The 9,425-nt window shown below is 64.8% G+C and carries 10 protein-coding genes; 1 reads left to right on the top strand and 9 read right to left on the bottom strand.

Annotated features, from left to right (window positions below; all coding sequences use genetic code 11):
• On the top strand, positions 1 to 211 hold a 211-nt coding region (locus VFB18_RS05985; protein WP_324972215.1), incomplete at its 5' end, for a hypothetical protein.
• Here VFB18_RS05985 and VFB18_RS05980 read toward each other — a convergent pair.
• The 9 genes from VFB18_RS05980 to rpsA form a co-directional block, all read right to left on the bottom strand.
• Positions 208 to 1,494, bottom strand: coding sequence for a folylpolyglutamate synthase/dihydrofolate synthase family protein (locus VFB18_RS05980; protein WP_324972213.1), 1,287 nt, complete (start codon positions 1,492 to 1,494; stop codon positions 208 to 210). The two genes, VFB18_RS05985 and VFB18_RS05980, sit on opposite strands and share 4 nt — an antisense overlap.
• 84 nt (positions 1,495 to 1,578) lie before the next feature.
• Complete coding sequence (accD, locus tag VFB18_RS05975) at positions 1,579 to 2,604, bottom strand: acetyl-CoA carboxylase, carboxyltransferase subunit beta (RefSeq protein WP_324972210.1); 1,026 nt, start codon at positions 2,602 to 2,604, stop codon at positions 1,579 to 1,581.
• 47 nt (positions 2,605 to 2,651) lie between these two features.
• Entirely contained in the window at positions 2,652 to 3,494 is an 843-nt protein-coding gene (gene trpA / locus VFB18_RS05970) for a tryptophan synthase subunit alpha (RefSeq protein WP_324972207.1), read from the bottom strand.
• Between the two features lie 9 nt (positions 3,495 to 3,503).
• Positions 3,504 to 4,739 carry a tryptophan synthase subunit beta gene (gene trpB, locus VFB18_RS05965; protein WP_324972204.1) on the bottom strand — a complete coding sequence of 412 codons (1,236 nt, stop codon included), beginning with the start codon at positions 4,737 to 4,739 and terminating at the stop codon, positions 3,504 to 3,506.
• Positions 4,736 to 5,398 (bottom strand): phosphoribosylanthranilate isomerase, encoded by a 663-nt coding sequence (locus tag VFB18_RS05960; RefSeq protein WP_324972201.1) that lies wholly within the window; start codon positions 5,396 to 5,398, stop codon positions 4,736 to 4,738. Before VFB18_RS05960 ends, trpB begins: the two co-directional genes overlap by 4 nt.
• Positions 5,399 to 5,577: 179 nt before the next feature.
• Entirely contained in the window at positions 5,578 to 5,925 is a 348-nt protein-coding gene (locus tag VFB18_RS05955; RefSeq protein WP_324972198.1) for a LapA family protein, read from the bottom strand.
• 66 nt (positions 5,926 to 5,991) lie between these two features.
• Complete coding sequence (ihfB, locus tag VFB18_RS05950; RefSeq protein WP_324972196.1) at positions 5,992 to 6,273, bottom strand: integration host factor subunit beta; 282 nt, start codon at positions 6,271 to 6,273, stop codon at positions 5,992 to 5,994.
• 44 nt (positions 6,274 to 6,317) lie between these two features.
• Complete coding sequence (sppA, locus tag VFB18_RS05945; protein WP_324972194.1) at positions 6,318 to 7,280, bottom strand: signal peptide peptidase SppA; 963 nt, start codon at positions 7,278 to 7,280, stop codon at positions 6,318 to 6,320.
• A gap of 72 nt (positions 7,281 to 7,352) precedes the next feature.
• Complete coding sequence (rpsA, locus tag VFB18_RS05940) at positions 7,353 to 9,143, bottom strand: 30S ribosomal protein S1 (protein WP_324972191.1); 1,791 nt, start codon at positions 9,141 to 9,143, stop codon at positions 7,353 to 7,355.
• Positions 9,144 to 9,425 lie beyond the last annotated feature (282 nt).

Below are 9,425 nucleotides of genomic sequence, written 5' to 3'. Positions count from 1 at the left end.
GATGGAAGACGTATCCAAGGCCATCGTCGGCGGGGAGCTGCTCAAGGACGGCAAGACGCGAGCGTGCGGCGACGTGAAGAAGCCGGTCTGGCAGTTCCATATCCATGTCGAGGCGCCGGTCAACAAGCCCGAGAGTCCGATCGATGGCTATCTCGTTCTCGATGCGGTTCGCGGCAAGTTGATCTGCGCGAACCTGCCGATGCTCGACTAGCCGTGCAGCTTGAGCACGTGGCCGGCGAGATAGAGCGAGCCGCAGATGAGCACGCGCGCCGGTTCTTTCAGCGATAGGCGCGAGCGGGTAAGCGCGTCGGGTATGCCGTCGGCTTCGACCACGTCGAAACCTTCCGTCCTCGCGATGGCGGCGAGCTCACGGGCGCTGAAGGCGTTCGGCTCGTCGGGAATCGGCACCGTATAGATGCGCTCGACCAGGCCCTTGAACGGGGCGATGAAGGCGTGCGCATCCTTGGTCTCCATCATGCCCCAAACGAGGTGAACGGGGCGAGGCACGCGCTCGTCGAGCTCGGCAAGCGCATGCGCGATGACCTGGCCTCCGGCCGCGTTGTGTCCGCCATCAAGCCAGATCTCCGTGCCGTCGGCCACATAGGCATGCAACGCGCCTGCCGCGAGACGCTCGAGCCGCGCCGGCCATTGAGCATGGGTCAACCCGTGTTCGAGCGCGCGGAGGTTGAGCGCCTCGCCGAACATGATGGCCGCGGCCGCGATCGAATTGCCGGCGTTGTCGATCTGATGACGACCCTTCAATCGCGGCAAAGGAAGGTCGATGAGGCGCGAGTCGGTCTGGAATACGAGCCTCCCCTGCTGCTCGAAGGCGTCGAAGTCGCGTCCGGCGACATGGAGCGGCGCGCCGATTTCGGCCGCCCTCCGCTCGATGACTTCGAGCGCCTCACGCTCCTGGCGCCCAACCACGCACGCCACCCCCGGCTTGAGAATGCCGGCCTTTTCGCCGGCGATCGCCGCGATGGTGTCGCCGAGAAAGGAGACGTGGTCGATCGAGATCGGCGTGATGGCGGTGAGCAACGGCTTCGCGACGACGTTGGTCGCATCGAGCCTGCCGCCAAGTCCGGTCTCGAGCAGCAGGAGATCGGCCGGCGTCTCGGAGAAGGCGAGAAAGGCGGCGGCGGTCGTGATCTCGAACAAGGTGATCAGCTCGCCGCCATTGGCGGCCTCGGCGCGGGCGAGACAATCGACGAGATAATCCTCGCTGATCGGGCTTGCGCCATGGGGACCGGCAAGCACGACGCGCTCGTGGAAATCGACGAGGTGGGGCGAGGTGTAGACGTGCACGCCCTTGCCCATCGCTTCGGCGATCGCGCGCAAGAAGGCCAGGAACGAGCCCTTGCCGTTGGTGCCGGCGACATGAACGACCGGCGGCAGCTTCTCCTCCGGGTGGCCGAGCGCCGCAAGCAGGCGCTCGATGCGCCCGAGCGAAAGATCGATCGATTGGGGGTGCAGCTTCTTCAGGCGCTCTAGCAAGGTTTCGCTCGAAGAGCCCTTCGGGCGAGGCGACGCGCGCCCGGCGCTGTGGGGAAGAGTGGTCAAGGCCTTGAAGCCGGTCGATCAGTTGGTAGGCGGAGTGGGATTAGCGCCATTGCCGACGCTTCCCGTCAAGGCCTCTTCGTCGTCGTCGGTGGTTCTGTCGAGCCCATTGCCGCTTAGATGGATGGCCTTGGGCGGCGCTTTCCCGGCCGTCATCTTGCCGTCGATCTCTTCGGGAAGGGCGATTTCCTTGCCCGGCCTGCGGCGGGTGAGCAGGTTGCAAATGCGGGAGAGCGTGCCGCGGAGCGCGTGGCGATGCACCACCATGTCGACCATGCCGTGATCGTGGAGATATTCGGCACGCTGGAAGCCGTTCGGGAGTTGCTCGCGGATCGTCTGTTCGATGACGCGCGGGCCGGCAAAGCCGATCAGAGCGCCGGGCTCGGCGATATGGATGTCGCCCAGCATGGCGTAGGACGCCGTAACGCCGCCGGTTGTCGGATGGGTCAGCACCACGACGTAGGGGAGCCTCGCCTCGCGCAGTTCTTGCACGGCGACGGTGGTGCGCGGCATTTGCATGAGCGAGAGGATGCCCTCCTGCATGCGCGCGCCGCCCGAGGCCGCAAACAGAATGAACGGCGTGCCGCGCTTCACCGCGGTGCGCATGGCGGCGATCACGCCTTCGCCCGCGGCCGTACCGAGCGAGCCGCCGAGAAACTCGAAATCCTGAACCGCGGCGACGATCTTCTGGCCTTCGAGCTGACCTGCTCCGGCGAGGATCGCGTCGCTGAGCCCGGTCTTGCTGCGGGCATCCTTGAGCCGGTCGGTGTAGCGGCGCTCGTCGCGGAATTTAAGCGGATCAAGCGGCACCTCAGGCAGCGACAGGGTCTCGTATTCGCCATTGTCGAACAACGATCTGAGCCGAGCCTGCGCCGACATGCGCATATGGTAGTTGGAGCCCGGAACGACGAACTGGTTCGCCTCCAGGTCCTTGTAGTAGATCATCTGCCCCGTCTCGGGGCATTTGACCCAAAGATTCTCCGGCATCTCCTTCTTGCGAAGGAAATTGCGAATCTTGGGCCTGACGACGCTATTGATCCAGTTCACGGCTCTACAAAACTCTCAAAGACACCAACACTCGCATCGTATCTCGACTAAAGCGCGGCAGCCTCGGCAGGGTGACGGAGCGCCCCAGCCAGGCGCGACACCAGGCCTAAGACCTGCCCCTTGGTGGCATTCGTCGCGCGCCCTTTGCCGTCAAGACTCTCCGCGATGGCGTTAACCAGCGCCGAACCCACCACGACCGCATCGGCAATCCGCGCAATCGCGCTCACCTGCTCCTCGCTCTTGACGCCGAAGCCGACCGCGACGGGCAGGCTTGTCTTCGCCTTGATGCGCCCGACATGAGCGGCGACCTCGGCGAGGTCCGGGGCCTTGGTGCCGGTGATGCCCGCGATCGAGACGTAGTAGACGAAGCCCGAAGTATGCGCGAGCACGGCCGGCAGGCGTTTCTCGTCGGTCGTGGGGGTGGCCAGCCGGATGAAATTGAGGCCTCCTTCGCTCGCTTGCGGGCGAAGCTCGGCATCCTCTTCTGGCGGCATGTCGACCACGATCAGACCGTCAACTCCAGCCTTGGCGGCATCGGCGACGAAGCGATCCACCGGATAGACATATATGGGGTTGTAGTAGCCCATTAGCACTATGGGGGTGGTAGCGTCGGCAGTGCGGAAGGCGCTCACCATGGCGAGCGTCTTTTTCATGGTCTGGCCGGCGGCAAGCGCCCGCTGCGAGGAGGCCTGGATCGCCGGCCCGTCGGCCATGGGGTCGGAGAACGGCATGCCGAGTTCGATGATGTCGGCGCCTGCTTTGGGCAGGCCCTTGAGCACGGTGAGAGACGTGTCGTGGTCGGGGTCGCCGGCGGTGATAAAGGCGACCAGCCCTGCGCGCCCCTCGCGCTTCAACTCGGCAAATTTCTTGTCTATGCGCGTCTGTTTCATCTCGCCGCGTCAGTTCGAACTTTTGGCCTTGGCACTCAGATAGCGCTCGACCGAATCGAGATCCTTGTCGCCCCGACCCGAGACATTCACCACCATCAGGTGGTGCTTCGGCTTCTTGGGCGCGATGTCGAGCACGCGGGCGAGCGCATGCGCCGGCTCGAGCGCCGGGATGATGCCCTCGAGCTTGCTGCAAAGCTGGAAGGCCGCCACCGCTTCGTCGTCAGTCGCCGAGAGGAAAGTCACGCGACCCACGTCGTTGAGCCATGCATGCTCAGGCCCGATGCCGGGATAGTCGAGCCCTGCCGAGATCGAGTGGGCCTCTTCGATCTGGCCGTCCTCGTTCATCAGCAGATAGGTGCGGTTGCCGTGCAGGACGCCCGGCCTGCCGCCGGCGATCGAGGCCGCGTGCTTGCCGCTATCGAGCCCGTGCCCGGCCGCTTCGACGCCGTAGATTTCGACGCCCCGCTCGTCGAGGAAGGGATGGAACAGGCCCATGGCGTTCGAGCCGCCGCCGATGCAGGCGACGAGCGAATCCGGCAGCCTCCCTTCCGCCTCGAGCATCTGTTCGCGCGTCTCCCGCCCGATGACGGATTGGAAATCGCGCACCATCGCGGGATAGGGGTGGGGTCCAGCCACCGTGCCGATGCAATAAAAGGTGTCATGGACATTGGCGACCCAATCGCGCAACGCCTCGTTCATCGCATCCTTCAAGGTCTTGGAGCCGGACTCGACGGGGCGAACTTCGGCGCCCAGCATCCGCATGCGCAACACATTGGGCTTCTGCCGCGCGACGTCGACCGATCCCATGTAAACGATGCACGGCAACCCGAATTTCGCGCACAGCGTGGCGGTTGCGACGCCGTGCATGCCGGCGCCGGTCTCGGCGATGATGCGCCTCTTGCCCATACGCTTGGCCAGCATGATCTGGCCAAGCACGTTATTCACCTTGTGCGCGCCGGTGTGATTGAGCTCCTCGCGCTTGAAGTAGATCTTGGCGCCGCCGCAGTGCTCCGTGAGGCGCTCGGCAAAATAGAGCGGCGAGGGCCTGCCGACATAGGTCGCGAGATAGGCGTCCATCTCCGCCCGGAACGACGGATCGGCCTTGGCCTCGTTGTAGGCGCGCTCGAGATCGAGGATCAGCGGCATCAGCGTCTCGGCGACAAAGCGGCCGCCATAGATGCCGAAATGGCCGCGCTCGTCGGGGCCGGCGCGGTAGGTGTTCAGTTGTTCGGTCCGCGTGCTCATGATGCCTTGGCCCGAGATTCGGGGCTCGCCGCTTTGGCCGCCGTGATGAAGCTCACGATAAGCTTGGCGTCCTTCTCGCCACGCGCGCGCTCGACGCCTGAAGAGACATCGACGAGGGAAGCGCCCGTCACCCTGATCGCTTCGCCGACCGTCTCGGGGGTCAAACCGCCGGACAGCGCGAATGGAGCCTTGGCGCCGATGAGCGCATGCCAATCGAAGGGAACGCCGTTGCCGCCGGCAAGCGGCGCATCGGGCGCAGCCTTGGCGTCGAACAGGATGTAGTCGGCGATGCCGGCATAATCGCCCGCGCGGCCGACATCGGCCGCGGCGGCGACAGGAATCGCCTTCATGACGGGAAGACCCGTCATCGCCTTGACGGCGGAAACCCGCTCGGGGGTCTCGCTGCCGTGAAGCTGGATAAGATCGGGACGGACGCGTTCGGCTACGCCTACGACCAAAGCGTCGTCGGGGTCGACCAGAACGGCCACGGTCTTGACCTTGCCGCGGGCGATTGCCGCGAGCACGCGCGCTTCCTCGAGCTCGACATGGCGCGGGCTTTTCTCGAACAGCACGAGGCCGACGAAGTCGGCGCCGGCTCTCGCCGATTCCTCGATGATGGCAGGCGTCCGCACGCCGCAGATTTTGACCTTGACCGGCACGTCTCGCTCTTAAGGTGAGGGGTCGGGGGCGCGATTAAGGCCCACGCGGCCGTCACCCTATGCAATTCAAGGGTTAAAGTCTACCGCACTGCACAAATCAGAGGTGAGAAATTGAGCGTTGGAAGCCCGATAATGGCCAATCTTCGCCGTTCTGGTTTCCAGTTTCTGACTTCGGCCGGCTAATCGGCCGGGAGCTTGGCACGGACGCGGGTCGAATCGAGGCTTTCCAGTTCCCTCTCGAGCCGGTCGGCTTGGCGGCGCCAATCGCGCGCCTGGCGGGACTCTTCGCGAGCCATGCGCCGCCATTTCCCTTGCGTGAACCAGGTAGCGATGCCGCCCACAATCAGCCCAAGGGCGAAGACGCCGAGGAGAAGCAGGAATAAGGGGGCCTCAATGGAGACGGAAGGGTCGAGGCCGCCGAAGGGGTCGAGAATAAGCCGGACGGGCGCGCGGTTGACCACGGCCAGCGCGACCAGGACCACGCCGAGCGGGACCACGATGAATCCGATGGCGATCTTACGCCACAAGGGCCGCTCCTAGAGACTGCCTAAGATCGAATCCGCGGCTCCGAGCCACCCGCTAAGCCCGCGGCTTCAGGAGGGATTCAGCCGCTCGCGCAGCTCCTTGCCGGTCTTGAAGAAGGGCACGTATTTGTCCTCGACGAAGACCGTGTCGCCGGTGCGGGGATTGCGCCCCTGTCGCGCGGCCCGATGCTTGACCGTGAAGGCGCCGAACCCCCGCAGCTCCACCCGATCGCCACGGGCGAGCGCGCCCGTGATCTCGTCGAGCACGATGTTGATGATGCGCTCGACGTCGCGATGGAAGAGGTGTGGATTGGCGGCCGCGACTTTCTGAATCAATTCCGACTTGATCATGAGACGCCCCACTCTGGGCGCGGTCTCCGCCGCGCCCTGCCCCGCTAGCTTCCGGCAGGGTGCCAAACGGAAACAAGACCGTCAAGCTTGAGGGTTGACGCGACTTGGCCGAGGAGTCCGGCAATTCTCCCGGCGGAAATTCCCGCCAAGCCCGCGGCCGATTGGAATAGCCAGCCGAACAGACCGGAGCTTTCACTCTCGGGCTTCCAATCCACGACTTTGAGTCCCGAGGGAACATTGCGCTCCTTGCTCAGCCACGTCTTGGCATCGCGCTCATCGCCGATCTGATCGACGAGCTTGAGATCGACCGCCTGGCGCCCTGAATAGATGCGCCCGTCGGTGAGCCCGGGGACGGCGGCGGGATCGATCTTGCGGCGCTCGGCGACCAGATTGACGAACCAGGTCTTGGCCTCTTGCACCATCTCCTCGGACAGCGCGCGTGTCTTCTCGTCGGCCGGCTCGAAGGGGCTCGGCACCGCCTTGAGCGGGCCGCTCTTCACCTCTTCGACCTTGATGCCGAGCGTATGCAGCAATTCGGTCACGTCGGCCCACTGAAAGATCACGCCGACCGAGCCGGTAATGGTGTTGCCGTAGACGAAGACGCGGTCGGTGGCGAGCGCAACGAGATAGGCGGCCGAGGTCGCGAGCGTGCCGCAGACGGCGACCACCGGCTTCTTCTCGGCAAGCCGCCGGATCGCGTCGTACATCGCCTCGCCTCCGGTTGTGGTCCCGCCCGGGCTGTTGATGTCGAGGATCACCGCCTTGACCTGATCGGCCTTGGCGACTTTGTCGAACAGCTCGTTCATCTTGCGGTCGTCGGTGATGATGCCCGAAATCGAGATGCGGGCGATATGAGGCAAGAAGCCGGCCGACCCCGAAACGTTCTTGTCGCTCAGAAGCAGAGCGCCGAAGAAGAGGACGGCAAACAAGACGGCGGCGATGCGCCAAGCGGTGAGCCGCCGCTTGAGGCGGCGGCGGTCGACCACGCTGACGGCGTCGAGAGTCATGAGTCCTCGCTCACGCAACCGGACGTTCGGAGGAATAGGGCGCGGCGCCGCTTAAGGGAACGCCTCGCCGTCCTACTCGCCTGTGTCCTCGTCGGCATCGCCCTTGGCGGCCCGCTTGCGCTTGGGCTTGGCCGGCGTCTCGTCGGCTTCCTCGCCCTTCGCCTTGCTCAAGGCCGCGCCCAGAATGTCGCCGAGCGAAGCGCCGGAGTCGGTCGAGCCGTATTGCGCGACGGCCTCCTTCTCCTCGGCGATCTCGAGCGCCTTGATCGACACTGAGACCTTACGCGCCTTGGGATCGACCTGGGTGACCACCGCGTCGAACTTCTCGCCCACGCCGAAGCGGTCGGGCCTCTGCTCGGAACGGTCGCGCGACAGATCGGACCGCCTGATGAAGGTGGTGAGGTCGTGATCGATCAGCTTGGCCTCGAGGCCGTTGTCCTTGACCTGGAGCACCTCGCAGGTGACGCGCATGCCCTTCTTGAGCTTGGCCGACGGCGCGCCGGCGGCGAACGGATCGGCCTGGAGCTGCTTGATGCCGAGGCTGATGCGCTCCTTCTCGGAGTCGGCTTCGAGCACCACGGCCTTAGTGGTGTCGCCCTTCTTGTACTCCTTGAGCGCTTCCTCGCCGGGTTTCGACCAGTCGAGGTCGGACAGGTGCACCATGCCGTCGATGCCGCCCTCGAGCCCGATGAACAGGCCGAACTCGGTGATGTTGCGGATCTGGCCCTCGATGGCGGAGCCGGGCGGGTGGTTCATGGCGAAGGCGACCCACGGATTCTCCTGGGTCTGCTTCAGGCCGAGAGAGATGCGGCGCTTGTCGGGATCGACCTCGAGCACCTGCACTTCCACCTCCTGGCTCGTCGAGATGATCTTGCCGGGATGGATGTTCTTCTTGGTCCAGCTCATCTCCGACACATGAATCAGGCCTTCAACGCCCGGCTCGAGCTCGACGAAGGCGCCGTAGTCGGTGATGTTGGTGACCGTGCCCTTGAAGCGGGAACCGACCGGATATTTGGCGGCGATGCCCTGCCACGGATCGGCCTCGAGCTGCTTGATGCCGAGGCTGATACGCTGGGTCTCGGGGTTGATGCGAATGATCTGCACCTTCACCGTGTCGCCAACATTGACGATCTCGGACGGATGGTTGACGCGTCTCCACGCCATGTCGGTGACGTGCAGGAGGCCGTCGATGCCGCCGAGGTCGATAAAGGCGCCGTAGTCGGTGATGTTCTTGACCACGCCTTCGATCACCTGGCCCTCTTCGAGGCGGGCCACGATCTCGCTGCGCTTCTCGGCGCGCGTCTCTTCCAGCACCGAGCGGCGGGAGACGACGATATTGCCGCGCCGGCGGTCCATCTTCAGGATCTGGAACGGCTGCGGCACGTTCATCAGCGGGCCGATATCGCGGATCGGGCGAATGTCCACTTGGCTTCCCGGCAGGAAGGCTACGGCGCCGTCGAGATCGACGGTGAAGCCGCCTTTGACGCGGTTGAAGATCACGCCCTCGACGCGCTCGCCGGCCTTGTATTTCTCCTCGAGCCTCGTCCAGCTCTCCTCGCGGCGCGCCTTTTCGCGCGACAGCACCGCCTCGCCGGCCGCGTTCTCGACGCGCTCGAGATAAACGTCGACCTCGTCGCCAACGGAAAGGCCGTGGGCGCGGCCGGGAACGCCGAATTCCTTCAATGGAACGCGGCCCTCGGTCTTGAGCCCGACATCGATGACGGCCACGTCCTTCTCGATGGCAACGATGGTGCCCTTGATGACACTGCCTTCCTGGAGCGCGGTTCCGGTGAGCGACTCCTCAAGGAGAGCCGCGAACTCGTCGCGGCTCGGATGGCTTACGCTAGTCTGCGGCTCGATCATCTAGGCTCCTACTCGCCATCGCATCATAACTCCGTTCCTCGCTTCGCCGTTGCCCCCATGCACGGGTAACGGCCGATTGTGGCCACGGGAGCGTTGCATAGCCAGGCGGCCCGTTCACGGCCACCCCGGCTCCGCTCGCTTTCCCGCGGAAAACCTCGAAAAGTGGTGCGCCAATGCAAAATGGGCAGGAGCCTCAAACGGCCTGCCCGGCATGGCGGAGCGCAGCATCGATCAGATCGATGGCTGCCTTGAACGCGGCGTCTATATCCAAATTCGTGGTGT

Source organism: Methyloceanibacter sp., from assembly GCF_035650995.1.
Classification (GTDB): Bacteria; Pseudomonadota; Alphaproteobacteria; order Rhizobiales; family Methyloligellaceae; genus Methyloceanibacter.
This window is presented reverse-complemented; position numbering and strand designations above follow the sequence as displayed.

Excerpts from the sequence above, each read along its gene's own strand:
- trpA (WP_324972207.1), bottom strand. The coding sequence starts at position 3,494 with ATGAAACAGACGCGCATAGACAAGAAATTTGCCGAGTTGAAGCGCGAG.
- trpB (WP_324972204.1), bottom strand. The coding sequence starts at position 4,739 with ATGAGCACGCGGACCGAACAACTGAACACCTACCGCGCCGGCCCCGAC.
- ihfB (WP_324972196.1), bottom strand. The coding sequence starts at position 6,273 with ATGATCAAGTCGGAATTGATTCAGAAAGTCGCGGCCGCCAATCCACAC.
- sppA (WP_324972194.1), bottom strand. The coding sequence starts at position 7,280 with ATGACTCTCGACGCCGTCAGCGTGGTCGACCGCCGCCGCCTCAAGCGG.
- rpsA (WP_324972191.1), bottom strand. The coding sequence starts at position 9,143 with ATGATCGAGCCGCAGACTAGCGTAAGCCATCCGAGCCGCGACGAGTTC.